The organism is Streptomyces sp. MA5143a (assembly GCF_900290235.1).
GTDB lineage: Bacteria > Actinomycetota > Actinomycetes > Streptomycetales > Streptomycetaceae > Streptomyces.
Genome location: NZ_OLMK01000067.1, coordinates 1 through 25,990 on the forward strand (window position 1 = coordinate 1; position 25,990 = coordinate 25,990).

Annotated in this window: 16 protein-coding genes and 1 tRNA gene; 5 read left to right on the forward strand and 12 right to left on the reverse strand. The window is 73.1% G+C overall.

Annotation, left to right across the window (positions count from 1 at the left end; all coding sequences use genetic code 11):
- Positions 1-27: 27 nt before the first annotated feature.
- The 4 genes from SMA5143A_RS26655 to SMA5143A_RS26670 all read right to left on the reverse strand — a co-directional run bounded on the left by SMA5143A_RS26655 (position 28) and on the right by SMA5143A_RS26670 (position 6,081).
- Entirely contained in the window at positions 28-573 is a 546-nt protein-coding gene (locus SMA5143A_RS26655; protein ID WP_107465380.1) for a GNAT family N-acetyltransferase, read from the reverse strand.
- Between the two features lie 159 nt (positions 574-732).
- Entirely contained in the window at positions 733-2,142 is a 1,410-nt protein-coding gene (locus tag SMA5143A_RS26660; RefSeq protein WP_107465381.1) for a Tat pathway signal sequence domain protein, read from the reverse strand.
- A 661-nt stretch (positions 2,143-2,803) separates the two neighbouring features.
- Positions 2,804-5,266, reverse strand: a complete 2,463-nt coding sequence (locus SMA5143A_RS26665; protein ID WP_107465382.1) for an FtsX-like permease family protein — start codon at positions 5,264-5,266, stop codon at positions 2,804-2,806.
- Entirely contained in the window at positions 5,263-6,081 is an 819-nt protein-coding gene (locus SMA5143A_RS26670) for an ABC transporter ATP-binding protein (protein ID WP_107465383.1), read from the reverse strand. The genes SMA5143A_RS26665 and SMA5143A_RS26670 overlap by 4 nt, the downstream gene beginning before the upstream one ends.
- A 468-nt stretch (positions 6,082-6,549) precedes the next feature.
- Here SMA5143A_RS26670 and SMA5143A_RS26675 point away from each other — a divergent pair, with 468 nt between their 5' ends.
- Together SMA5143A_RS26675 and SMA5143A_RS26680 are read left to right on the forward strand one after the other, a co-directional pair.
- Positions 6,550-7,935, forward strand: a complete 1,386-nt coding sequence (locus SMA5143A_RS26675) for a sensor histidine kinase (RefSeq protein ID WP_258193766.1) — start codon at positions 6,550-6,552, stop codon at positions 7,933-7,935.
- Complete coding sequence (locus SMA5143A_RS26680; protein ID WP_107465384.1) at positions 7,932-8,651, forward strand: response regulator; 720 nt, start codon at positions 7,932-7,934, stop codon at positions 8,649-8,651. The genes SMA5143A_RS26675 and SMA5143A_RS26680 overlap by 4 nt, the downstream gene beginning before the upstream one ends.
- On the opposite strand, the gene SMA5143A_RS26685 is transcribed toward SMA5143A_RS26680, so the two are convergent.
- On the reverse strand, positions 8,603-10,849 hold the full coding sequence (locus SMA5143A_RS26685; RefSeq protein ID WP_181362024.1) for a WD40 repeat domain-containing protein: 2,247 nt from the start codon (positions 10,847-10,849) through the stop codon (positions 8,603-8,605). The two genes, SMA5143A_RS26680 and SMA5143A_RS26685, sit on opposite strands and share 49 nt — an antisense overlap.
- Here SMA5143A_RS26685 and SMA5143A_RS43135 point away from each other — a divergent pair.
- From SMA5143A_RS43135 to SMA5143A_RS26695, 3 genes are read left to right on the forward strand one after another with little or no spacing between them, the layout of a single operon-like run.
- Positions 10,844-11,107 (forward strand): hypothetical protein, encoded by a 264-nt coding sequence (locus SMA5143A_RS43135; protein ID WP_181362025.1) that lies wholly within the window; start codon positions 10,844-10,846, stop codon positions 11,105-11,107. The genes SMA5143A_RS26685 and SMA5143A_RS43135 overlap by 6 nt on opposite strands.
- Positions 11,108-11,125: 18 nt before the next feature.
- Entirely contained in the window at positions 11,126-11,473 is a 348-nt protein-coding gene (locus SMA5143A_RS43140) for a hypothetical protein (RefSeq protein ID WP_181362026.1), read from the forward strand.
- A gap of 54 nt (positions 11,474-11,527) precedes the next feature.
- Positions 11,528-12,520 carry an MBL fold metallo-hydrolase gene (locus SMA5143A_RS26695; protein ID WP_107465387.1) on the forward strand — a complete coding sequence of 331 codons (993 nt, stop codon included), beginning with the start codon at positions 11,528-11,530 and terminating at the stop codon, positions 12,518-12,520.
- A gap of 66 nt (positions 12,521-12,586) precedes the next feature.
- Here SMA5143A_RS26695 and SMA5143A_RS26700 read toward each other — a convergent pair.
- From SMA5143A_RS26700 to SMA5143A_RS26730, 7 genes are all read right to left on the reverse strand, one after another.
- A tRNA-Thr gene (locus SMA5143A_RS26700) sits at positions 12,587-12,663 on the reverse strand.
- Positions 12,664-12,820: 157 nt separating this feature from the next.
- Positions 12,821-14,407 carry an alpha/beta hydrolase gene (locus SMA5143A_RS26705; RefSeq protein WP_107465388.1) on the reverse strand — a complete coding sequence of 529 codons (1,587 nt, stop codon included), beginning with the start codon at positions 14,405-14,407 and terminating at the stop codon, positions 12,821-12,823.
- A 196-nt stretch (positions 14,408-14,603) separates the two neighbouring features.
- Positions 14,604-15,809, reverse strand: coding sequence for a DNA polymerase III subunit delta' (locus tag SMA5143A_RS26710; RefSeq protein WP_107465389.1), 1,206 nt, complete (start codon positions 15,807-15,809; stop codon positions 14,604-14,606).
- Between the two features lie 467 nt (positions 15,810-16,276).
- A complete protein-coding gene (tmk, locus tag SMA5143A_RS26715) occupies positions 16,277-19,717 on the reverse strand; it encodes a dTMP kinase (protein ID WP_107465390.1) in 3,441 nt (1,146 codons plus the stop codon).
- Positions 19,718-20,006: 289 nt separating this feature from the next.
- Positions 20,007-22,859 carry a type I DNA topoisomerase gene (topA, locus tag SMA5143A_RS26720; RefSeq protein WP_107465391.1) on the reverse strand — a complete coding sequence of 951 codons (2,853 nt, stop codon included), beginning with the start codon at positions 22,857-22,859 and terminating at the stop codon, positions 20,007-20,009.
- A gap of 313 nt (positions 22,860-23,172) precedes the next feature.
- A complete protein-coding gene (locus SMA5143A_RS26725; RefSeq protein ID WP_107465392.1) occupies positions 23,173-23,370 on the reverse strand; it encodes a hypothetical protein in 198 nt (65 codons plus the stop codon).
- Between the two features lie 97 nt (positions 23,371-23,467).
- Positions 23,468-25,855, reverse strand: a complete 2,388-nt coding sequence (locus SMA5143A_RS26730) for a serine/threonine-protein kinase (RefSeq protein ID WP_107465393.1) — start codon at positions 25,853-25,855, stop codon at positions 23,468-23,470.
- Positions 25,856-25,990: the final 135 nt, after the last annotated feature.

Sequence of the window (25,990 nt, forward strand, 5' to 3'; positions counted from 1 at the left end):
GGGCAGACGGGACTTTCGCAACACGCCCTAGTTCTTGGCGTCGTCCCGCTTCCAGTCCTCGGCGAGGAGGCCGAGGAGCACCTCGTCGACGAACTCGCCCATCACCCAGGCCGAGGAACGCAGGACGCCCTCGCGGGCGAAGCCGTTGCGCTCGGCGGAGCGGAGCATCGCGGTGTTGTCGGACAGCGTCTCGATCTGGAGCCGGTGCAGGCCGCGCACGACGAACCCGTAGTGGCACAGCACGGCGACGACGTCGGTTCCGTAGCCCTTGCCGCGGCAGGACGGCAGCAGCCCGAGCCCGATGTGGGCGCACCGGTTGTGGTTGTCGATGCCCCAGAGCGTCGCGGTGCCGACCAGGGTGTCACTCTCCAGTTCCACCACGGAGAACTGGACGAGTCCGTCGTTCTTGCCGTCCACGAACAGCCGGGGGTCCTTCGAGTCGGGTGTGATCGGCCGCCACGGCCCGGCCTCGGCACGCGCGGCGTTGGCCACGTCGTCGTAGAGCTCGGTCCGCAGGACCGGGATGTCGTCCTCGTACCGGGCCCTGAGCCCGACCTTGGTCCCCTTCAGCATGCGAGTTTCCTATCCGACCGCGCCGACCGGCGGCAAACCAATAAGCGGACTCCGTGAGAACGCGGCGCGCCTCGTGTCAGCCTCCCTCCCACCCCCCGCCCCCATCCCTCGGGCCTGCCTAGGGGCCGCTGCCGCAACGTCACCCGCTCCGGGGCCCGTTCACGCGCGTAGCGGGTTCGCCCGTACCGTCGCCATCAGGTACCAGGCCGTCGCACCGGTGTGCCGGTACGGGTAGTAGCCGAAGCCGAAACCCGTGTCGAGGGGGCTGCTCGCGGAGACGATGCCGGAGCGTTCCGGGAGGGTACGGCCGCCGACGGTCTGGGCGGTGCCCAGGTGGTCCTGGGCGCGTTCGAGGGAGTCGAGCAGGCGCCGGGCCCGGTACTCGTCGCCGCGCGCCCCCCGGTCACGGAACGCGAGCGCCAGATGGGCGGTCCCCTCGAACCACACGCCGTTGCGGTCCGGCTTCGGCTGGAACTCGGCGATCGGCTTGTCCTCGTCGGCGACGAGGCTCGCCGAGCTGAACGTGACCCCCTCGAACGACTGCCCGGCGGGCACCGTGCTGTTGCGGCGCCCGGAGTGGTCCAGCACGGCCAGTTCACCGGCCGCCCAGTCCAGGGACCGCGCGAAGCGGCGCGAGTCGAGCGCGAGGTGGGTCCAGGTCTGGGTGTCCTCGGGGATCGGGGACTTGTTGACGGTGACCCCGTCGTTGGTGCCCGTGTAGAAGAAGCCGCCCGTCGGCTCCCACATCCGCCGCACGAACGCCTCCGCCCGCGCCGCGCGTTCCCACCACACCCGGTCACCGGTGAGCCGGGCGAGCCGCCCGAACAGGCAGACCAGGTCCGTGTTGTGCTCGGTCGACGTGAACGGCAGCTTCTCGTTCGCCCCGTTCACACCGAACTTGTAGCCGCCGAGGGACTCGTCCGTACGGCCGGTGCGCTCGATCCACTCCCCGATCCGCACCGCCGCCGCGAGGAACCGGCGGGCCCGTGTCCGCCGGGCCAGCGCGCTCAGCGCGATACCGGCCCACGCCATGTCCCCGACGGCCGTGCCGGTGAAGCCGAACTGCGTGCCGACGTTCGCGGTGCCGTCCGGCCGTACGAAGCCGTGCGGCTGCGGGACGCCGTCGAAGAAGACGTACGGCCCGACGTTGTACGCCTGCCGCAACCGACCGTCGTCGTAGGCCGGGTCGTGCGCCTGGGCGTAGATCAGCGCGTCCCCGAGGGCGACGGCCCGGGTCTCGCCGTCCCGCGTGCGCACCGCCAGGTGGGCGAGGATCGCGAGGGCGTTGTCGTACGTGAACGCCGTGCTGAACAGGTTCGCCTGGTCGGTGTAGCTCTGCGTCAGCCGGACGGTGCCGTGGTCCGGGTAGGCGTCCATGGCGGCGGCGAGGAAGGACTGCGCACGCCGCCGGGCCGACGCGCCGGGGGCCTTGGTGGTGCCGGGCTCCTGCCTGGCGGGGGCCCCGGGCGCCGCGTGGGCCGTGCCGGAGAGGCCGGTCGCGGTGAGCGCCGCCACGCCGAAGCCGAGCAGCGCGCGACGGCTGGGTGTCGGACCTGGTCTGCCGGTCATGGTTCTCCCTCGGGGTACGGGACATCAGGCGGCACCTGACGTTTGAGAGCGCTCTCAAAGCACGCGCCGCTCATTGTGCTGGCGCTCGTGATCCGGGTCAACGGCTGCGGCACGCACGCCGGTTGGGAGGCCCGGCGGTCAGCGGCGGAGCGCCTCCACCGGATCGATGCGGGCGGCGCGGTCAGCGGCGGAGCGCCTCCACCGGATCGATGCGGGCGGCGCGCCACGCCACACGGGCAACCCGCCCCGAATCCGCTGTCGCCCCGAATCCGCCCCGGGACCGCCCCCGCTGCCCCGCCACTGCGCGCCACCGCCCGGGACCCCGGCGCGCGGCCCCGGCGGACCCGCCCTCCGGGGTCAGCGCCCCTCTGACCGCACCCCAGTTCCCCTTACCTCTCCACGCCCCCGAGACGAACCCCGGCGCAGCCCCTCGGCGAGCCCCCTCCATGCCGAGCCACCGCCGCGGCAAGTCCCCCTGAGGGGTGGGGGCCCGGAGGCCCTCCGCCACCAGGACGTGCCGCCGCGTGCGCGGCTCGCGCCGTGCGCGGCTCTCGCCGTGGACGGCGGAGGCAGGGAGCGCCCGCCCGGCGGCAGTCCGGAGCCCGGACCGCGGCCGGTTCGCGCCGTCGCCGTTCGCCACGGTCCGCCGCCAGGGCACCCCTCACTCCGTCCGCAGCGCCGTCGCCGTCCCCGCCCGTGCCGCCCAGCCGGCCGGGAGCAGCGCGCCCGCCACCGCGAGGACCAGCCCGCCCAGCGCGAGGAGCACCAGGACCGGTGGGTCGTAGACGGCGATGTCGGCGGCCGGTACAGACATGCCGATCGCGTCGCCCATGAGGGGGGTGACGGCACGGTGCAGGGCGACACCGACCGGCACCGCCACGACTCCGGCGAGCAGCCCGACCCCCGCGACCGAGGTGACGACCATCGCGACGGTCTGTCGGGGCGTCATCCCGAGCGCCTTGAGGACACCGAGGTCACGGACCCGGTCGCGGGTGTCGAGGACGACGGTGTTGAGCACGCCGAGCCCCGCGACCACGACCAGCATCAGCGTGAGCATCCCGATCAGCGCGTCCATGGCCACGATCACGCCGGAGGTGCCGGGGGTGCCGGTCCGGGCGACGGCGCCCACACCGGCGGCCTTCAGCGCGCCGTTCAACGAGTCGAGGTACCGCGCCGGATCGGTGCCGGGTTCCGTCCGTACGTGGAACTGTCCGGGCCAGGCGTCGGCGCCGAGCCCGAGGTCGGCGAGCGTGGTGGTCGAGGTGAGCAGCGCCATGCTTCCGCCCTCGGTGAAGAACGCCGCCCCGACGATCCGTACGGTTGTCCGCCGCCCTTCGTCCGTGAGCGTGACCGTGTCCCCGACCGCGATCCCGGCCGCGTCGAGGAACCGCTCGGTGACGACCGCCTCGCCCGCTCCGTCGAGCCAGCGCCCCGAGACGATCTGCGGGGCGCCCCACGCCGAGTCGCCCTCGTACGCCACGACGGTCGTCGCCCCGGTGACCCCGGACGCCGCCACCTGGGCCTGGGCGGTGCCGTAGAACCGGGCGGTGCCCTCCTGTGCCCTCAGCGCGTCCGCCACGGCCCGCGGATCGGCCCGTTCTCCTTGCTCCTCGCCTCCGGCCCGGACGACGTCCGCGCCGGGCGGCCCCTGCCCACCGCCGGCCTCGACGACCACGTCGGCGGCCGAGTTCAGCAGGCGCCCCTCCTGCACCGCACCCAGCGTCAGCGCCAGCCCCACCGCGAAGGTGACGGACACCGCCCCGAAACCGACCGCGGCCGCGACGACCAGCGACCGCCCTGGCCGCGCGAAGGGGTACGCCAGCCCCAGCCCGACCGCCCTCGGCAACGGCACCCGCGGGGCGAGCCGCGACGCGAACCGCCCGAGCCGTCCGGCTCCCCGCCCGGTCTCGCCGGCCGTACGCCCCACGGTGATCGCCTCGACCGTTCGCAGCCGTCCCGCCCGCAGCGCGGGGACGAGCGCGGCACCCGCGACCAGGACGAGCGCACCCACCGGCACCACCACGTCGATCCACAGCGGGACCGTCGTCGTGGGAGCCCCGACCACGTCGCCCGCCTCCGCGAGCACCGGCACGGCCAGCGCGTTGCCCAGCCCCACCCCCAGGACGCATCCGACGGCCGCCGGCACGAACGCCTGCGCCACGTAGGCCCGTACGACCTGTCCCGGAGTGAACCCGAGTGCCTTGAGCACCCCGATCCGACGGGTCGCGGCCCCCACCGCCCCGCCGACCACGATCCCGATGACGAGCACCGAGAGGAACAGCCCGAGCCCGCCGAAGGCCACCAGGAACGGCACGAACGCCATCGCGTTCGCCGTCTGCTCCTGCTGCACGGTGAGATACGACCGCGCCCCGGTCATCACCCCCTCCGGCACGGCACCGGCGACCGCGGCCCGCCCGGCGGCCACATCGGCGGCGGTACGGGCGTCGCGGAAGCGGTAGTACATCTCGTACGAGTAGGAGGACGAGGACGGGGACGAGGACGAGGACCGGGGTGCAGCCCCGGCCGCATCGGTGGCCCCCGCCAGCGCCTTCGCCTGGTCCGGGGTGACCCACGCGTCCGCGGTGCCCGTGACGGATCGCGCGACGCCCACGACCGTCAGCGTCGGACTGCCCGGCGCGTCCGGGAACGTGAGGCGCGCACCCGGCCGTACGGGCACCTCGCCCTCGTCCACCGCGATCTGACCCGCCCGCGAGGGCCACGCGCCCTCGACGAGCTCGATCCGGTCGACCGGCCCCGCGGCGTCGGCCCGGCCGACGAGGGTCAACGGCGGAAGATCGACCCCGGCGGGCACGAACGCCGACCGCGAGGCGGTACGCGGCCGTACGGAGAGACTCAGGAAGGGCCCCGCGGAGGCCGCAACCCCCTCGGCTTCGGCGGTGGCCCTCACCTCGGCGGCCGAGGCCCGCGCACCGTCGAACCGCCCGACCAGATGCGCCCCACGTTGCTCGGCGAATGCCCGTTCGAAGGGGGCCCGTGCGGCGACCAGCAGCCCGGCCGCGAGGACCGAGGCGGTGACGGCCATCAGCGTCGTCAGCACCATCACCACGGTCTGCACCCGCCGCCGCCCCACTCCGGCGCGCACCACCCTCCCGAGCGCGCTCACCGTCCCACCCCCGCCACGCCCCCGCCCGGACGCCGATCGGGACCACCCTGCGGTCCACCGCCCCAGTCGTCCCCAGCGCGACCGGCACCGGCACCGGCACCGGCGCTGCCACCCGCTCCGTCGGCGGCCTCATCACGGACGATCCGGCCGTCCACCAGTTCGATCGTCCGCTGTGCGCAGGAACGGGCGAGACCCAGGTCATGGGTGACGAGCACGATCGTCTGCCCGTCGGCGTGGAGGTCGGTGAGCAGTCGCCGCACGTCGTCGCCGGACGCCGTGTCCAGCGCGCCGGTGGGCTCGTCGGCGAGCAGCAGCGCCGGACGGTTCATCAGGGCCCGTGCGACGGCGACGCGTTGCCGCTCACCACCGGAGAGCCGTCCGGGATACGCGTGGGTGTGCCGGTCGATCCGCAGATACTCCAGCAGGCTCGCGGCCCGTCGCCGTGCCTCGCCGCCGGGCATCCCCGCCAACTGGGCGGGCAGCAGCACGTTGTCGCCGACGGTCAGGTCGTCCAGCAGGTTGAAGAACTGGAAGACCATGCCGACCTTGGCCCTCCGGTAACGCGCGGAACCCGCCTCGCTCAGCGCGTCGACCCGGACCCCGTCGACGGTGACGCTTCCCGAACCGGGCCGGTCCAGCCCGGCGATCAGATGGAGAAGGGTCGACTTGCCGCTCCCCGAGGGTCCGATGACGCTCACGGCCTCACCGGCCCGCACGCTCAAGGTGACATCGGAGAGCGCGGGCGGCCCTTCGCCGCCGTACACCCGGCTCACCCCACGGATGTCGATGACGGGCGCGGCTTCGGCCCCGTTCATGGCCGTACGCGCGGTCGTGGTCGATGCCACGGGGCCTCCCCAGGAAGGTGGTTGATGACGCCCACGACGCTAGGAAGCGCGGGGCGCCCGGTCGTCCCCCACGGCGATGACCTCGCCTGCCGCCTGCGACGGAGCCGTGGGGGGCGTCATCCCTGAGATGTACGCGGAGGATGCAGGCCCCGTCCGCACGGAGAACGATGTGACGCCCGGACCCGCTTGCCAGACTGTGCGCATGGGCGGCGGGGCGACGACGACACGGGCGATGCGATGCGCACGGGACTGACGAACCGAAGGCGGCGGACGAAGCCGGCCGACACCGAGCAGAACCCGGACAACGGACCGAACCCGCACGGCGAACCGAACCCGGGCGACGGACCAAACCCGAACGGCGAACCGAACCCGGACGGCGAACGGAACCCTCACGCGCCGCGGCGGTCAGGACTCCGTGCGGCCCGGCTGCCGTCCCCCTTGCGCAGCCTCTCGCGCCGCCTCTCGCGCCACCTCTCGCGCCTCACCCCGCCGGCTTTCCTCTCCCCCGTCCTCACGCCGGTCCCGCTCCCCCGCCCCTCCCGCTGGATGTGGACGGCCGACGCGACGCTGGCGCTCCTCCTCGCCGTGTGCACGGTGGTGACGGCGCTGCGCCAGGGGACGGGCGCGCTCCTGCTGCCGCCCGCCCCGCTGGAGACACCGCTCCCGGGAGCCGTACCGGCGCCGCCGGTCGTACCGCCCCTTCCCGGGGCACCCCCGGAGTCGAACCTCGTCCCCGTCCACGCCTGGCACGTGGTCCTCGCCGCCCTCACCGCACTGCCCCTGGCCGTGCGACGCCGCTGGCCTCTGGCGGCGTTCTGGGCGGTGACCGGTACGGCGCTGCTGTTCAACCAGCGCCTGGGGGCCGGCGACACAACCGTGTACACGTTCCTGTCCTGCGTGATCGCCGCGTACAGCGCGGCCGTCCACAGCCCGCACCGCTCGGGCGCGATCGCGAGCCTCGTGGCGGGCGCCGCCCTGATCGCGGCGTATCCCGAGGAGAACTTCCCGTACCTCACTCCCAGCGTGATCCCGTTCGTCGCCCTGCTCGGTGTGGGCCTGGGCGCCAACGCGATCCACACCTGGAAGCAGCGCGTACACGCCCTGAGGGACGAGCAGGAGACCGCGACGCGGCTGGCCGTCGACCGTGAACGTTCCCGTATCGCCGCCGAGTTGCACGACGTCGTCACCCACAATGTGAGCGTGATGGTGATCCAGGCGGGTGCGGCCCGCAAGGTGATGGACGCCGCGCCGGACCGCGCCCGAGAAGCGCTGCTCGCCGTGGAGGCGAGCGGCCGCACAGCGATGTCCGAACTACGGCACGTCATGCACCTGTTGACGATGACGACGGAAGCACCGGACGGATCGTCCCCCGCGTCGACGCCCACGGAGCCCGCCCTCTCCCCGCAACCTGGCCTGGCCGACGTGCCCGCCCTCGTGGACCGCGTACGCGGGACCGGCGTCCCCGTGGACCTCACCCTCACCCCGGCACCGTCACGTCCGGCACCCGCGTCCCCCCTGCCGCCCGGCGCGGACCTCGCCGCGTACCGGGTGGTGCAGGAGGCCCTGACCAACGCGGTGAAGCACGCGGCGGGCGCCCGCGTCGCGGTCACCGTCGAGCAGACCCCCACCGCGGTCCGGGTGGAGGTGACGGACACGGGCGGCACCCTTGCCCCCGAGGCCGCGGAGGGCACCGGCCGGGGCCTGCTGGGCCTCCGTGAACGCCTCACGGTCTACGGGGGCACCCTCAGCTCGGGCCCACGCCCCACGGGCGGCTACCGCGTAGAAGCGGTGATCCCCCTGAACGGCACGGAGAAGAAGCCATGACCCCGCCTCCACCCGGCTTGCCGCCGACCCCGAGCTCCCCGCCGCCCCGCGTGGTGATCGCGGACGACCAAGCCCTGGTCCGCACCGGCTTCAGCATGATCCTGACGGCGGACGGCATGGACGTGGTGGCGCAGGCGGCCGACGGCGACGAGGCGGTGGACGCGGTCCACCGCACCCACCCGGACCTGGTCCTGATGGACATCCGCATGCCCGGCAAGGACGGTCTGGAGGCGACCCGCGAGATCCTCGCGGCCGATCTCCCGACGCCGCCCCGCGTCGTCATGCTGACCACGTTCGACCTGGACCGTTACGTGTACGCCGCCCTCGCGGCGGGTGCCAGCGGCTTCCTCCTCAAGGACGTCACACCGGAACACCTGGTGGCCGCCGTCCGCCTGGCCCGCACCGGCGACGCGCTCCTGGCCCCGACGATCACGCGCCGCCTCATCGAACGCTTCCTGTCCCCCACCCCGGACACCCCGGCCCTCCACCGCGACCTGACGCCTCTCACCCCCCGGGAACGCCAGATCCTCCGTGCCCTGGCCACGGGCCTCAGCAACGCCGAACTCGCCACGCACTTCCACCTGAGCGAGGCCACCGTGAAAACCCACGTGGCCCGCATCCTCGCCAAACTGAACCTCCGCGACCGCGCCCAGGCCGTGGTCGTCGCCTACGAGTCGGGCCTGATCACACCGGGCTCCACGGCTGCCGCGCCCTGACCGGCGGGACCCGCGGGTCCCTGCCCGAGCCGCCGGGAGTCCTCGTCGCGAGCCGGCCACGGCACCGACAGATCGCCGCCGTGAAGCCGACAGGCGATCACGCGCCCCGCCCGGGACTGGGCGAAGACGTACGCCTCGTCGTCGATCACCCCGACGGCGACCTCGTGGACGAGGCGGGCGAACGTGGCGAGGGTGGTGAGGTACCGCCCCGTGACCGCGTCCCACATCCGTACGGTGCCGGCGCTGTCCCCGGTGACCAGCAGCGGACGGCCCCGGACGGTGGCCAGGTCGAGGCAGGTCACCGTGGCCCCCGGGTTCTCGACGACCGCCACGGGCCGCCCGTCGCCGACGTCACCGATCCGGACCTCGCGTCCCAGTCCCGTGGCGAAGACGTCCCGCCCGGCGACGGAGCCGAGGGCCAGACCGGCGTCACCCCCCTCAAAGCGTTCGAGTCGCTTCCCCCGCACCGGATCCCACAACTGCACCCACCCCCGGTGACCGGTAGCGAGAACGTTCCGCCCACCCACCGTCCCGAACGCCAGGGCGCTCAGCCGCCCAGGGGCGTCCACGCTGCCGAGGACCTCACCGGTCCCGGCGTCCCACACGGTCACCGGCCCACTGGTGTCGGCCTCGGCGAGGAGGAACACGCGTCTGGCGTCGGCGGCACGCCGACCGGGCAGGAGCACCCGCCGCCCGGTGTCCCCGAGAGCCACGAACCGCGACCAACTGTGCGGAGACCTGCGGAGTTCCCGCACGACCGCCCCGGTCTCCGGATCGCACAGGGACACACCGTGGCCGATCCCGGCGACGGCGACCAGCGGCACACCGTCCACCACTCCCGAGGCGACAGCCACACCACGGCTCTCCCCGTGCTGATAGTCGTCACAGCGAGGAATGGCTGTACGACCGGCCGCCCGCCCGGTCACGGGATCCATGAGCGCGACCTGGCAATCGCCCCCGACGGCCAGAACGGGCCTCGGCCACCCGTCCACGCCGAGCGCCAGCCCACCGGCGACGGGTTCCCCCGACCCCCGGAACGGGGCGGGAACGTCCGACAGCACGATGCCGTGATCGTCCTGCTCCGTACGGTCGAGGTACCCGGTGTTGGCGGTGGCGAGCAGAGTCCCACCGTCGACCGCGCCGAAGGCACCGGTCAGAAAGGCCCCGGTATGCACAGGCAGCACGCCGCCCCCTCCACCCCCCAGCACCCTGACCCGAACCTGGACGCCTTCGCCTTCGCCTCCGGCACCACGGCCCCGACGGACAACAGTGGCGAGCACGACCTGCGCCCCCTCGCCCCCGTTCCCCCGGCCCCCTCGGTTCTCTCCACTCCCCCCGCTCCCCCCGCTCCACCCACTCCACCCACTCCCCCCGCTGCCCCGGCTCCCCCGGTTCGCCAGGCTCCCCACGGCGAGGACCGACTCCGACTCGCTCAGCGGGAACCGCGCGACCACCCGCCCGGCGGGCCCTCGCGCCGGATCCCACAGGAGGACGGTCTGCTGCCACTCACGGGAGTCCCACCCGACGCCGCCCTCCTCGACCACCAGGACGAGCACCTCGCGCCCGTGCCAGACGCCCCTGGCGAGGGGCGCGACGAACGGCGGAAGCCGGAAACCGTCGTACGCACCGGACCACTGAGCGAGGGGCTCGACGGACCCGACGGCGACCTGCCCGTTCCCGACGCCCCACACCAGCACCCCGTCGCCGCACACGCCGGCCACGGCGGCACGTCCGCCGACAGCCGTGGCGACAAGCCCGAGGACCAGCTCATCCGACTCGAACAACCGAGCAAGATGATGACCGGTGAGCGGCTCCCACAGATCCACGCGGCCCAAGTGACCGGCGTCACCGGCATCGTCGGCGTCGCACCCGGAGGCGAGGGCGAGCACGTCCCGCCCGTCGTCGAGCGTCACGAAGGCGGCAGCCCGCGCGTATCCGGCAGGAACGGAGAGGGAGGACACCAACTCCCCCGTACCGGGATCCCAGACCCGCACGGCGCCGTCCGCAGCACCACTCACCAGGACCGAACGCCCACCGACGACCCCGAACTCCAGCACGGTGGGCACCGCACCGCTGTGCGCGGTGAGCGTGGACAGCAACGCACCGGAGCGCGGATCCCAGAGCCGCACACCCCCGTCACGCCCGCCACTGGCAAGAACGGACCGCTCCCTCACCACCCCGAACGTCAGCGCATGCACCTGCACTTGCGCCTGCGCGGGATCCTCACTGTGCCCGGCCAGCCGCCGGTGAAAGGCGGAACGCCCGTCCTCACCACCCCAGACGGGCACCCAACCCGCCGCCTCAGCAAGACCGAGCGCGTCCTCCCCCTCGACTGGGACGAGCGCCTCAGGTTCCTCGCACTGAACCATCGCCTGGAGTACGGCGGCCCGGTCGCCCGGCGCCGCCGCCGCGCGCAGCCGGTCAAGGGCCCTCCAGTAGGCGCGCAGCAGGGGTGAACGGGACCGGTCGACCCGGTGGAGTACGCGGGCAAGCCGATCCGGATCGGCGAAGACCAGGAACCGGGCGTCGAGGGTCAGTTCTTCCAGCCGCCCGGCGGAGTCCGCGAGGCCGGCCAGATGTTCCCGCAGCAGAGAGGGGGCAAGAGACCAGTCGCGGCGCCCGTCTGCGTCCTGGCGAACCAGATCGAGCAGAGCATCGACCAGACCGGAAGCCGCCCCCGCTTCCCCCTGCCCGTGAAGGCCGGGCGAAGCCCCGGCGGCGAAGCCGTCCCCAACGACACGAGCCAGCGCGGCAAGTACGTCCCTGTCCACGGACCACCTCATCTCCCGACCCCCAAAAACGCCTGTCGCCAGTACGCCTGACGTTCCGTAGGATCATCCGCCCACTCCACCGCTCCGCTCTCACCTGAGGCCAGAATGAACGACCGACCCACCTCACCCATCCCTCACCCGCGACGACTCGGGAAGGGGCACCCGTTCCGCCAGTGGAAGACGTGGAAGATACCCGGCACCGAACTGACCCTCACCGGATACTCACGGGCGAACGACAAGACGTTCTTCCACATCCCCGAACTCCGCTGCAGCCTCGACGCGGGCCTGGCGGAAGGCCGTCAGGTGGAGTCGGTGTTCCTGACGCACACCCACCTCGACCATTCCAAGGACCTCGACTACCTGGCCGCCAGGGACGGGGGCGTGGACATCTACCTACCGGCCGAAGCGGAACCGTACGCGGAGGCCTACCTGCGCGCCGCGACCGAACTGAACCACGGGCCGACGTTCGATCCGTCCCGCGCCCCGGAGTACCGCCTGCACGGTGTGCGGTCGGGTGACGAGTTCGCGTGGGGCGATCGCAGGAACCACACGGTCCGGGTAGTCGAGTGCCTGCACAAGGTGCCCTGTGTGGGCTACTGCTTCGCGGAGAAGAAAAAGATCCTGAAGCCGGAGTACGAAGACCTGAAGACGTCGATGCTGGCGGCCGGCCAGGGAAGGGAATTCGGCCGGCTCATCGCACAGAAACGAAAGGACGACGGCGACGCAGCGATCTACGAGGAAGTGACCCGCCCCCTCTTCGCCTTCCTCGGAGACACACACCCGAGCGTCTTCACCCGCAACCCGTGGCTGTTCGACTACCCGGTCATCATCACCGAGTGCACCTACCTGGACGACGCCCAGCTCCCCCGGGCCCGGCAGGTCGGCCACACCGTCTGGAGCGAACTCCGCCCGGTGATCGAGTCCCACCCGGACACCGTCTTCGTCCTGACGCACTTCAGCCTGCGCCACTCCGACCGAGAGATCATCGACTTCTTCCACCACGAACTCACCACGGGAGCGATCCCCCACCCGGACAACGTCGTCGTCTGGGCCCACCCGGAAAGCCACCTACCAGAACAACACCAACAACACACCTGACCCGGGGCTCCGGCAGCACCCACACAGCAAAAACCCCAGATCAGAATCCTGACCTGGGGTTTCAAGTGGAGCCGCCTTCGGGATTCGAACCCGAGACCTACGCATTACGAGTGCGTTGCTCTGGCCATCTGAGCTAAGGCGGCGCGCCGTCCGCACTATGGTGCGATCAGCAACGTCGGTAAGTCTACACAGTTTCTGAGGTGCTCCGAACCAGGGTCCGGAGCACCCCCGCGGCCCCGCGGCGCGGTGCCTGGGGCGGGGCCGCACGCCTCGCCCTCCCTCCGCGGGCCGAGGCCCCCGTCAGGACGGTGAGCAGCGCTTTCCCTCCGTGGGAGGCGTGCCGCGCAGCAGATACGTGTTGATCGCCGAGTCGATGCAGTCGCTGCCCCGCCCGTACGCCGTGTGCCCGTCGCCGTCGTACGTGAGGAGGCGGGCCGAAGAGAGCTGGGAGGCCAGGGCCTGGGCCCAGCGGTACGGCGTGGCGGGGTCGCGGGTGGTGCCGACCACCACGATCGGTGCGGCGCCCTTCGCCTCGATCCGGTGCGGTCCCCCCGTCGGCTTCACCGCCCAGTACGCACAGGCCAGCGAGGCCCAGGCGAGGGCCCGGCCGAACACCGGGGACGCCTTCTCGAACGCGGGCAGCGCCCGCTCCACCTCCTCCGGCGTGGCGAAGGCGGCGGGGAGATCGAGACAGTTCACGGCCGCGTTGGCGTACATCAGGTTGGAGTAGTTGCCGTCGGCCTGCCGCTCGAAGTAGCCGTCGGAGAGTGCCAGCAGTCCGGCGCCGTTCCGGTCCCGGACGGCCTGTGTGAGGGCCTGCCGGAGCCGCGGCCACGCCCCCTCGTCGTACATCGCCGCGATCACCCCGGTCGTCGCCAGGGATTCGCCCAACTTCCGTCCGCCCGCCTCACCGGTCGGCAGGGGCCGCGCGTCCAGGCGCTCGAAGAAGGCACCCAGGTTGTGGCCGACCTGCGCCGACGTGCGCCCCAGCGGACAGTTCTCCTTGTGTGCGCAGTCCTCCGCGAACGCCTGGAACGCCGTCTCGAAGCCCGCCGTCTGTTCCCGGTTCAGCCGGGCCGCGCTCAGCGACGGGTCCAGCGCCCCGTCCAGCACCAGCCGACCGGCCCGCTCCGGGAACAGCCCCGCGTAGGTCGCGCCGAGGAACGTCCCGTACGAGGCGCCGACGTACGTCAGCTTCCTGTCCCCGAGCACCGCCCGCAGGACGTCCATGTCACGGGCCGCCTCGACCGTGGACACATGGCGCAGCAGCTTCGGCGCCCGCGCGGCGCACCCTTCCGCGAACCGCTTGTACCCGGCTACCAGCGCCTTCTTCTCCGCCCCGTCGTCCGGGGTGGGGTCCGTCTGCGTGTACGCGTCCATCTCGCGGCCGGTGAGGCACTCTACCCCCTCGCTGCCCGCCACGCCCCGCGGGTCGACGGCGACCATGTCGTACCGCGCGCGGATCTGCGCCGGGTAGGCGATGCCCGCGTAGCCCTGGAGGTAGCCGATGGCGGAGCCGCCCGGGCCGCCCGGGTTGACCAGCAGCGAACCGAGCCGTTCCCCCGGGCCGGTGGCCTTCTTGCGCGAGACCGCCAGCTTGACGTCGCCCTCGCCCGGGTTCGCGTAGTCCAGGGGCGCCTTCAGCGTGGCGCACTGGAAGCCGGGCACCTCGCAGTCGCGCCAGCGCAGCTTCTGCACGTAGTACGGCGCGAGCGCGGTGGGCGTCGCGCGGGGCAGGGGGCCGAGCGCGGGCGCCCCGTCGTCCGCCGTGGCCGCCCGGCTCGCGCTGCCGGAGGAACAGGCCGACACGAGCAGCGCGGCGGCGGCGAGCAACGCGCCACCGATACGCGAGGACCGATTCGGCCGGGAAGTACGCCTGGTTCGCATCTCGCGAGCGTAACCAAAGGCACCCGAATGACCACGAATGGCGACGAATGCTCCCCGTACGAGTGACACGGTCACCCGGACGCCCGCCCGCACTCACCCGAACGCCGAACTCGCACTCACCCGAACGCCCCGCCACCGCTGACCCGAACGCGTCCGCCCCCACTCACCCGCGCCACCGAGCGCGTGCCTCACCCCGTCAGCTGGACCGCAGAGCCATGGTCATGGCCTCGACCGCCAGCAGCGGGGCGACGTTGCGGTCCAGCGCCTCCCGGCAGGCCGCGATCGCGTCGATCCGCCGCAGCGTCGCCTCCGGCGTCCCGTTGCGGGCCATCCGCTCCAGCACGTCCTGGACCTCGATGTTGGCGAGGGCGACCCGCGACCCCAGTTGCAGGGCCAGCACGTCCCGGTAGAAGCCGGTGAGCTCGGTCAGCGCCAGATCCAGGCTGTCCCGCTGGGCCCGGGTGCGGCGCCGCTTCTGCTTGTCCTCCAGGTCCTTCATCACGCCCGCCGTGCCGCGCGGCATCCGCCCGCCCTGCACGGCCCCGAGCGCCGCCTTCAGCTCCTCGGTCTCCTTGGTGTCGACCTCTTCCGCCAGCTGCTTGGACTCCTCGGAGGCCGCGTCCACCAGCTCCTGCGCGGCCTTGAAGCATCCTCCGATGTCCTCGATCCGCAACGGCAGCTTCAGTACGGCGGCTCTCCGCTCCCGCGCCCGAGGATCGGTCGCCAGTCGCCGCGCCCGTTCGATGTGCCCCTGGGTGGCCCGGGCGGCGACCGCGGCCGCCTCCGGCTCGATGCCCTCACGCCGTACGAGCATGTCCGCCACGGCGTCCACCGACGGGGTGAGCAACCCGACGTGCCGGCATCGCGAGCGAATGGTCGGCAGCACGTCCTCCAGCGAGGGGGCGCACAGCAGCCAGACCGTCCGGGGGGCCGGCTCCTCCACGGCCTTGAGCACCGCGTTCGCCGACTTCTCGTTCAACCGCTCGGCGTCCTCGACGAGGATGACCTGCCACCGCCCGTTCGCGGGCGACGTGAACGACTTGCGGACCGTGTCCCGCATGTCCTCGGCGAGGATCTGCGTGCCCACGGCCGCGACGGTCGTCACATCGGCGTGCGTCCCCACCAGCGCCGTATGGCACCCGTCGCAGAACCCGCACCCCGGGCTCCCCCCGAGCGCCCGGTCCGGGCTCACGCACTGCAACGCCGCCGCGAACGCCCGCGCCGCCGTGTTCCGGCCCGCTCCCGGGGGCCCTGTGAACAGCCAGGCGTGCGTCATCTTCGAGGCCTCGGGAGGCGGCCCCCCGGTCTCCGCCGCCGTGACGATGGCATCCGCGTCCCGGGCGGCCGCGTCCAGCTGCCCACTCAGCCGCTCCTGCCCCACCAGGTCGTCCCACACGGTCATGCCCCCACCGCCCTCCGTCCCCAGCACCGAACCCGAACCCCGTCGACCCCATTCTGCGCGACCCCACTGACACCCCGAACCAACGGAGAGGGCCGACCGCGGCCGCACACCCTTCCGTCGCGCACCAGAGGGAACGGCCGCGGGCACGCACCCCTTCGCCGCACCCCGCGCGCCCAGAGGCGACGCCCGCGGACGCGTGCCCCGAACCCCCGCGCGCCCGCCCACGCACGGGAGGGGCCGTGCCGGTGTGTCAAGCCCGTCGCATAGAGAAGCCCAGAGAACAGCTCCCCTCGAACCCCCGAGCAGTAGGGCACCAAGCGACGGGCTGACACACCGGCACGGCCCCGCCCCCCCCCAGCGAACCGCACGCGCCCCCAACGCACCACAAGCGCCCCTGACGCACCACAAGCGCCCCGACGCCAGGCTCCAGCCGATACAAGGGGACGCAGCCGGGTCACCGGACAGGCTCAGCCCCGCCGCCGCCCCCAGCCACGACCCCGCCCCTCGTCCGGATCGTCCGAGTCGTGCGGCCCCAACAGCTCGTCCGCCAGCGTCGGCAGATCGTCGAGCGGCGTCTCCTCGGCCCAGTCGGACCTCTGCCGACGCCGAGGAGTCCCCTCCTCGTCGACCTGCGGCAGCTCCCGCGTCCGCTCCCCGGCCCCATCCGGCGCGGGCCGCTCGTCCCGGAAGAACCCCGGCGGCACCCGATCCTCACGCACCGGCGGCAGCACAGCGGTCTCGTCAGCCGCCCCCGGAGGCACCGGCGGCAGCACCGCGGTCTCGTCCTCAGCCCGCGCCCCCGCCCCCGCCCCGAACGCGGAACCCGACGACGCGGCCCCTGACCCGGCCCCTTCCTCCGACGGCTCAGGCGGCCGAGGCAACTTCGCCGTGGTCTCGGAATCCGTCGCTCCCCCGGGCCGAACCGGCGGCAGCACCGCCGTCTCGTCCCACGGCCCCCCGGACGCGTTCGTGGGCGTCACCACAGGCGTGGGCACGGTGACGTCACCCGAACCGCCCCGCCCAGCCCCGTCACGCCCAGCCCCGTCACGCCCCTCGGCCCCGTCACGCAGCTCGGTCCCGTCGCCCCGTTCGCCCCCCGCGGCCCGACCGCCACGCTCCCCCTCGCCGTCAGCCCCCAGGGAAAGCCCGGCATCCCGAGGCGCCGCAGCCGCAGCCGCAGCCGCAGCCGCCGTCTCAGCCGCCCGGGCAACCGCCGCGGCACGCTCCGCCGCAGCGACCCGCTCCGCCTCCGCGGCAGCCGCTGCCGCCCGCGCGGCCTCCGCGACCCGCTCGGCCTCCGCGGCGGCGGCCCGCTCCGCGGCGATCCGTCGCGCCTCCTCGGCGCGCAACAGCGCTTCCTCGGCCTTGCGCTGCTTCTCCAGGCGGAGCGCCTCCGCCTCCGCGCGCAGTCGCTGCTCCTCAGCGGCCTGCCGACGTCGCCGCTCCTCCTCGACCCGGCGGCGTTCCTCCTCCTCGGCGCGGGCCTTCTCCTCCGCGAGGAGCCGTGCCTGCTCCTCCTCGGCGCGGCGCTGCGCTTCCTCTGCCCGTCGCCGGGCCTCCTCGGCCTGCCGTTCGGCCTCGCGCCGCTGCGCCTCCTCCAGCTCGCGCCGCTTGCGCTCCTCCTCCTCGGCGCGCAGCCGGGCGAGCTCCTCCTGGCGCTCCCGCTCGAGCCGCTCTTCCTCGGCCTTGCGGGCGGCCTCTTCCTCGGCCTTCTTGCGGGCCTCCTCCTCGGCCTTGCGCCGCGCCTCCTCCTGCGCCTTCACCTCGGCCTCGGACAGCGGGAGCATCACGTCGAGGCGGTGCCGGATGACGGTGGTGACGGCTTCCGCGTCCTGCCCGCCGTCGACGACCAGGTACCGTCCGGCGTCGGCGGCGGCGAGCGTAAGGAATCCGGCCCGTACGCGCTCGTGGAACTCGGCCGGCTCGGACTCCAGCCGGTCCGGCGCCTCGGTGAACCGCTCCCTGGCCGCTTCGGGCGAGACGTCCAGAAGCACCGTCAGATGCGGTACGAGTCCGTTCGTGGCCCACCGCGAGATCCGGGCGATCTCGGTCGGCGAGAGGTCCCGGCCGGCTCCCTGGTACGCGACGGAGGAGTCGATGTACCGGTCGGAGATGACGACGGCGCCCCGCTCCAGCGCGGGCCGCACCACGGTGTCCACGTGTTCCGCGCGGTCCGCCGCGTACAGCAGGGCCTCGGCGCGGTGGGACAGTCCGGCGCTGGACACGTCGAGGAGGATCGACCGCAGCCGCTTGCCCACGGGGGTGGCGCCGGGCTCGCGGGTCACGACGACCTCGTGCCCCTTGGCGCGGATCCACTCGGCGAGCGCCTCGACCTGGGTGGACTTGCCGGCGCCGTCGCCGCCCTCCAGGGCGATGAAGAACCCGGTCCCGGCCGGTGCCTGGTCGGGGTCGTCGCCGCCGAGCAGCGCGTCCCGCAGGTCGTGCCGCAGCGGCACTCCGGACCGGTCGTCGACCTTGGCGAGGACGAGCGCGGCGACCGGCAGCAGCAGCGCCCCGACCAGCATCAGGGTGAACGCGGCGCCGCCGTGCGCGAACACGAACTTGCCGTTCTCCAGCCGGTGCGGGCCGATGGCGGCGGCGACCAGCGGGGCGACGACGGCGGCGAGCGCGACGAAGACGCGGACGACCGCGTGGAGGTGCTCGGTGGTCCGGGCCCGCCGGAACTCCTCGGCCTCCTGGTCGAGGAGCGTGTGCCCGGTGTTGGCGGCGATGCCCGCGGCGACGCCCGCCAGCCCGAAGATCAGGACGACGCTGGTGACGTCCGGCACGAGTCCGCCGGCGAGCAGTGCGACACCGGTGAAGGCGATGGCCAGGGCGAGGAGCCGACGGCGGGACAGCGCCGGCAGCAGGGAGGGCGCCCGGCGGATGCCGAGGCCCACGCCGCCGGTCAGCGCGACGACCAGCAGGCCGTAGAGCACGGGGCCGCCGCCCAGGTCCTTGGCGTGCAGCACGGCGACGGCGACCGCGGCGGCGACCGCGCCGGCGACCGCCGCGCACGCGGGCACCAGGATCGGGATGGCGCCCGTGCGGCCCTTGTCGACGCCCGTGCCGGTCCTGGGCCGGCGCAGCCCCTCCAGCGGGGACCGCGCGCGGGGGGTGCGCGTCTTGGGCAGTTCGAGGAAGGTCACCACCGACAGCGAGGCGGCGAAGAGTCCGGCGGCGACGTACGAGGCGAGCGCCGCCTGGTGCTGGCCGAACCAGTCGAGGCCGGCGCCCAGCAGGTTGTTGAGCAGCGCCACGACGACGAGGGTGGCGGCCGCGAGGGGCACCGCCACGAATCCGGTGCGCAGGGACAGGCGTCGCAGTGCGTCCATGTGGTCCGGCAGCGGGCGTACGGTCGCGCCCTCCAGCGGCGGCGCGGGCAGCAGCGCGGGCGCCGCGCTCTCCCGGCAGACCGTCCAGAACCGCTCGGCGACACCGGTCACGAAGACGGTCACCAGGAGCACCGCGAGCGCGTTGTCGGATGTCCAGTCGATCCACAGGGGCGCGACGATCAGCAGCAGGACACGCAGCCCGTCCGCGCCGACCATGGTCCAGCGGCGGTCGAGCGGGCCGTCCTGCGAGGTCAGCGAGGTGAGGGGGCCGAGGAGTACGGCACCGAAGAGCAGGGTCGCGAGGACCCGCGTGCCGAAGACGACGGCGACGGTCAGGGCGACGCCCCGGTACCCGCCCCCGAACGCCTCCTCGGCGATCGCCGTCTGGAAGACCAGGAGGACCAGGACGAACAGGGCGAGGACATCGCCCACGCCGCCCACGAGCTGTGCGCTCCACAGCCGTTTCAGCTGAGGTCGGCGCAAGAGCGCCCGTACCGCACGCTCCCTGGAGTCGGCTGCCAGGGCGTCGTCGGGGGCCGGAGTCAGGGCAGTCGGCTGCTCGCCTCGCATCATGCTTTCAGCCTATCGGCACCCACCGACACCCCGGACCGACGCCCGAACGCACGCACACGTCGCCACCAACTCGTGTAAAAAGCGCGGGTTCAGCGAAGCCGAGGTGAAGATTTCAGCCACCGCTCGGCGCCACCGCCGCCAAAGGGGCGCGGGGAACTGCGCGACCAGCCACGACGCTCCCGCACCCGCGCACCGTGCCCGAACTCCCGAGCCCTTGGGCGCTCGGCGCTCACGAACCGCCGGGCGCCCGACGGCTTTCAACCGGACGCCCGACGCCGCTCGACGCCTCTCAGCCCTCGGACGACGCCGCGGTCTTCTTCGCAGCCGCCGTCTTCGCAGGCGTGGCCTTCTTCGCCGGCGCCGCCTTCTTCGCGGTGGCGGTCTTCTTCGCGGCCGTCTTCTTCGCCGGCGCCGCCTTCTTCGCGGCGGCCGTCTTCGCCGTGGTCGCCTTCTTCGCGGGCGCCTTCTTCGCCGTCTTCTTGGCCGGCCCCTTCGCCCGCTTCTCCGCGAGCAGCTCGAACCCGCGCTCGGGCGTGATCGTCTCCACGCTGTCGCCGGACCGCAGCGTCGCGTTGGTCTCGCCGTCGGTGACGTACGGCCCGAAGCGGCCGTCCTTCACCACGACCGGCTTGCCGCTGACGGGGTCCGCGCCCAGCTCCTTCAGCGGCGGCTTGGCGGCGGCCCGCCCCCGCTGCTTGGGCTGGGAGTAGATCTCCAGCGCCTCTTCCAGCGTGATCGTGAACAGCTGGTCCTCGGACTGGAGGGAGCGCGAGTCCGTGCCCTTCTTCAGGTACGGCCCGTACCGCCCGTTCTGCGCGGTGATCTCCTGGCCCTCCGCGTCCGCGCCGACGACACGCGGCAGCGACATCAGCTTCAGGGCGTCGTCGAGCGTGACGGTGTCCAGGGACATCGTCTTGAACAGGGAGGCCGTCCGCGGCTTGACCGCGTTCTTGCCCGTCTTCGGGGTGCCCTCGGGGAGGATCTCCGTGACGTAGGGCCCGTAACGGCCGTCCTTGGCGACGATCTGGTGGCCGGTGGCCGGGTCGGCACCCAGCTCGAAGTCACCGCTGGGCTTCGCCAGCAGTTCCTCCGCCAGTTCGACGTTCAGCTCGTCGGGCGCCAGGTCCTCGGGGATGTCGGCCCGCTGGTGCCCCTCGCTGTCCTTCTCGCCGCGCTCGATGTAGGGGCCGTAGCGTCCGACACGGAGCACGATGTCGTTGCCGACGGGGAACGAGGACACCTCGCGCGCGTCGATGGCGCCCAGGTCGGTGACCAGTTCCTTCAGTCCGCCGAGGTGGTCGCCGTCGCCGTTGCCGGCCTCGGCGGCCGCGCCGATGTCCCCGGTGCTCTCGCCGAAGTAGAACCGCTTCAGCCACGGCACGGACTGGGCCTCGCCACGGGCGATGCGGTCGAGGTCGTCCTCCATCTTCGCGGTGAAGTCGTAGTCGACGAGTCGACCGAAGTGCTTCTCCAGGAGGTTGACCACGGCGAAGGACAGGAAGGACGGCACGAGGGCCGTGCCCTTCTTGAAGACGTAGCCGCGGTCGAGGATCGTGCCGATGATCGACGCGTAGGTCGACGGGCGGCCGATCTCGCGCTCCTCGAGCTCCTTGACCAGGCTGGCCTCGGTGTAGCGGGCGGGCGGCTTGGTGGCGTGCCCGTCGACCGTGATCTCCTCGGCGGCCAGCGCGTCGCCCTCGGTGACCTGCGGCAGTCGGCGCTCGCGGTCGTCCAGCTCGGCGTTCGGGTCGTCGGCGCCCTCGACGTAGGCCTTGAGGAAGCCGTGGAAGGTGATCGTCTTGCCGGAGGCGCTGAACTCGGCGTCCCGGCCGTCGGAGGCGGTGCCGCCGATCTTGACGGTGACGGAGTTGCCGGTCGCGTCCTTCATCTGGGAGGCGACGGTCCGCTTCCAGATCAGCTCGTACAGCTTGAACTGGTCGCCGGTCAGACCGGTCTCCGCGGGCGTACGGAAACGATCACCCGAGGGTCGGATCGCCTCGTGCGCCTCCTGCGCGTTCTTGACCTTCCCGGCGTACGTCCGGGGCTGCGCCGGCAGGTAGTCGGCGCCGTACAGCTGGGTGACCTGGGCGCGGGCGGCGGCCACGGCGGTGTCGCTGAGCGTCGTGGAGTCCGTACGCATGTAGGTGATGAAGCCGTTCTCGTACAGCTTCTGCGCCACCTGCATGGTCGCCTTGGCCCCGAAGCCGAGCTTGCGCGAGGCCTCCTGCTGGAGCGTCGTCGTACGGAACGGGGCGTACGGCGAGCGGCGGTACGGCTTGGACTCGACGGAGCGGACGGAGAAGCGGGTGTTCTCCAGGGCGGCGGCCAGCGCGCGGGCGTTCGCCTCGTCGAGGTGCAGGACGTTCGCGCCCTTGAGCTGCCCCAGCGAGTCGAAGTCGCGGCCCTGGGCGACCCGGCGGCCGTCGACGGACTGCAGGCGGGCGACCAGGGACGACGGGTCGGACGGGTCGCCGGCACGGCCGGTGGAGAAAGTGCCGGTCAGGTCCCAGTACTCGGCCGAGCGGAACGCGATCCGCTCGCGCTCCCGCTCCACGACGAGCCGTGTCGCCACGGACTGGACACGGCCCGCGGACAGCCGGGGCATGACCTTCTTCCACAGGACCGGCGAGACCTCGTAGCCGTAGAGGCGGTCGAGGATGCGGCGGGTCTCCTGGGCGTCGACGAGCCTCTGGTTGAGCTGGCGCGGGTTGGCGACGGCGGCCTGGATCGCGGCCTTGGTGATCTCGTGGAAGACCATCCGCTTGACCGGGACCTTGGGCTTGAGGACCTCCTGGAGGTGCCAGGCGATGGCCTCGCCCTCCCGGTCCTCATCGGTGGCGAGGTAGAGCTCGTCGGAGTCCTTCAGCAGGTCCTTGAGCTTCTTGACCTGCGCCTTCTTGTCCGCGTTGACCACATAGATGGGCGCGAAGTCATGTTCGACGTCCACGCCGAGGCGACGGACCTCGCCGGTGTACTTCTCCGGCACCTCCGCGGCGCCGTTGGGAAGGTCGCGGATGTGCCCGACGCTCGCCTCGACGATGTAGCCGGGGCCGAGATAGCCCTTGATCGTCTTCGCCTTGGCAGGCGACTCGACGATGACGAGTCGGCGGCCGCCCTTCGCGGTCTCGCTGGTCGGGGACAACTTCGCTCTTCTCTCCGGTCGACGCTGGGATCTCCCCGGGGTCGCCTTGTGTCCGGGGTCGGGCACCCCGGAGGCCGGTGCCTCGCAGGAGGCGCGGCCATGAGCCCGGGGATGGGGTCATGCTGACGCTGCGGAGTGTGACGGTACATCCCGCCCCCGTGTCAAACGGGAAAAGCCCGCAACGGCCACTCGAACGGTAACCCGACTACCGCCATTCCTGCCGCCCGGCGTGTTCACCGGCCCTTCCGGACCGATGCGGAGGGTCACCCCGTGGTCACCCTGCCCGCTTCCTGCTCCGGCGTCCGGAGCACCCTCAGATCTGCGCGAAGCACCACGCGCCGAGCAGGAGGGCGGCGACCGCGGCGACGCCGGCGAGCGTTGCCGACATCACAGGGCGCACCCCGTGCGCGACCGGCAGTCCCTGCCGCAGCCGGACGGTGGTCCACAGCAGCAGTCCGCCCCCGAACAGGGCGAACACCACTCCCGCGAAGATCGCCGATTCGCTCTCCATGTCCCGCTCTCCCACCCCTCGACACCCAGGGAGGGGAGGCTGGCACGCACGGGAAGCGGACACACGAACCCGAGGTGAACGCGAGGCGTCCGGGGCCTCAGACCGAGCCGGGCGTGGGTATCTTCCCGGTCGTCCTGGAGATGTCGGCGTTGCGCACCGTGCACACCACCTTGTTGAAGCCCTTCTTCCACTCGTCCTCGTCGGAGACCCAGCCCGACACGATCAGGTCGGAGCCGGGCGCCCAAGTCGTCTCGAACCTGTTGGTGCAGAGCTTTCCCCCCTCGTCGAGGGCGCCCTGGAAGGTCATGCTGTCCGGGGCCTGCACCGATCCGACGACCTGGTCGGTGTGCGCTTGGGCACAGTCGGTCAGCGGCGCGTCGTACCCCTTGTCGTCCCTGGTGGTGTAGTCCCAGCAGTCGCCGACGGCCATCTGCGTGGGCCACAGTTTCATGCCCGTGTCACGGAGCCGGCCCACCTCCCCGCCGATCGGGACGTGCTTGCCGAGTACGAGACATGCCGTACCGCCCTTGGCCGCGGTGAAGCCCTCCTTCGTGGGCACGAGCGCGTAGACGCCGGCGTCGGGGAGGGCCTCGGCCATCGAGTCGGCCTGGTTGGCGCAGCGCTGCGGGCCGTGGTCCCGGGCGTCGTCGTGGTCGGAGGCCGTCTCGATGGCCACGACCTGGCCGTCCGGCCAGTCCTTGTTGCAGTCGACCACGCCGAGGTCGGGCGGCGACTTGAAGGCCGCCCCCGTCCAGACCGCCTTGACGCAGTCCCCTACTTGGAGGGGCTGGGTGAGGGCGGTCTTCTCGCCGTAGGGGTACTTGGCGATCACCGTGCGGGGCGGGTCGTCCGGGGGGCCGTTCAGCACATTGACCACGGCCCAGGTGCCGCCGCCCGCCACCAGCAGCACCGCCACGACGAGCGCGACGAGCGCGGCCGGGGGCAGCTTGCGCCGGGGCGGGCCGGGCTGCGGGGCGACGGCGGTGACCGTCGGGTACCCCGCGTGGCCCGCAGGGGTGGGGCCGCCGCCGTAGGGCGTGGACCGGTTGGCCGCGTACGGCGGCGCCTGATGGCCCACGGGGCCGCCGTACGACGGGGCCTGACCACCCGCCGCGCTTCCGTAGGGCGTGTAGGGCGTGGCCGGGTTGCCGGGGTAGCCGCCCTGGGCGGGACCCTGACTGCCCGCCACATTGCCGTAGGGCGTGGGTCGGCCGCCCGCGTACGGGGTACGGCCGTCGTACGGGCCGCGGGGCTGCGCCTGCTGCCAGGGGTCGTACGGCGACGGTCCGGCCGGGGTGTTCGGGCCGCCCGCCGGGGTGTGCGGCGTGTTCGGTGTCGGCGGGGCGCCGGGCGTGTGCGGCGCGGCACCGGGGGTGTGGGGCGTGTACGGGGCGCCCGGCGTGTGGGGGGCGTACGGCGTGTGGGGAGCGCCGGGTGTGTTCGGGGTGTTGCCGCCCTGTGCGGCGGCCACGTGGCCGGGCGGGGCGCCGACCGCGTAGCCGTGTGGTGCGCCGGCGGCCGCGTGTCCGCCCGGTCCACCGGCGGCGGGGGCGGGGCCGAAGGTCTCCGGGGCCGACGACGGGGTGGTTCCCCAGCCGGCCGGCGACGACGGACCGCCCGCGGGCGTGACCCGCTCCAGACCGCGGGCCACGGCCTCCGGCGACAGCCGCCGCACCGGGTCCTTGATGAGCAACCCGTGCAGCACGGGCGCCAGTTCACCGGCGCGGGCGGGCGGTGCGGGCTCCTCGCCCAGCAGGGCGGTGAGGGTCGCGTACTCGCCGTGCCGGTCGAAGGGGCCGCGGCCCTCGACGGCCGCGTACAGCGTGGCGCCGAGGGAGAACAGGTCGGCGGCGGGCGTCGGCGGCTCGCCGCGCGCCCGCTCGGGCGCCAGATAGCCGGGCGTGCCGAGGATGCCGGCGGTGGCGGTGAGCCGGGGCTCGCGGGACTCCGGCTGGAGCGCGATGCCGTAGTCGGTGAGCAGCACGCGCGCGTAGGGGTCGCCGGAGGCGTCGGCGGCCAGCAGGATGTTGGCCGGTTTCACATCGCGGTGGAGGATGCCGATCCGGTGCCCCGCGGTGAGCGCGTCGAGGACGGCGAGCCCGATCCGGGCGACCTGCTCGGGCGCGAGGGGCCCCCGCTGCCGGACGACGGCCTGGAGGTCGACGGCGTCCGGCACGTACTCCATGACGATCCACGGCAGGCCCTCGTGCAGCACGACGTCGTGGACCGTCGCCACATGGGGGTGGCCGCGCAGACGCGCGGCGTGCCGGGCCTCGCTGCGGGCCCGGGCGATGCGCTGCGCGGGCTCGCTCGCGTCCACCGGGACGTCGGGCAGGGAGATCTCCTTCATGGAGACCTCGCAGGCCAACTCCTGGTCGTACGCGAGCCAGACCCGGCCCATGCCGCCCGCGCCCAGTGTGCGCAGCAGGCGATAGCGGCCGTTGATGATCCTTCCCTGGCCCTGCTCCGGCGTATCCCCCGCCATCGCGATCCCCCGATCCCCAGAGACAGCGCGTGCCTCCCCCGAGGACACGTCGAATCCGTCTCTTGAAAATAGCTTCGCACGCACCACTGACAGGAGACCTTTTACGGATCAATCCAGCCAGAGCGGACGCATGCG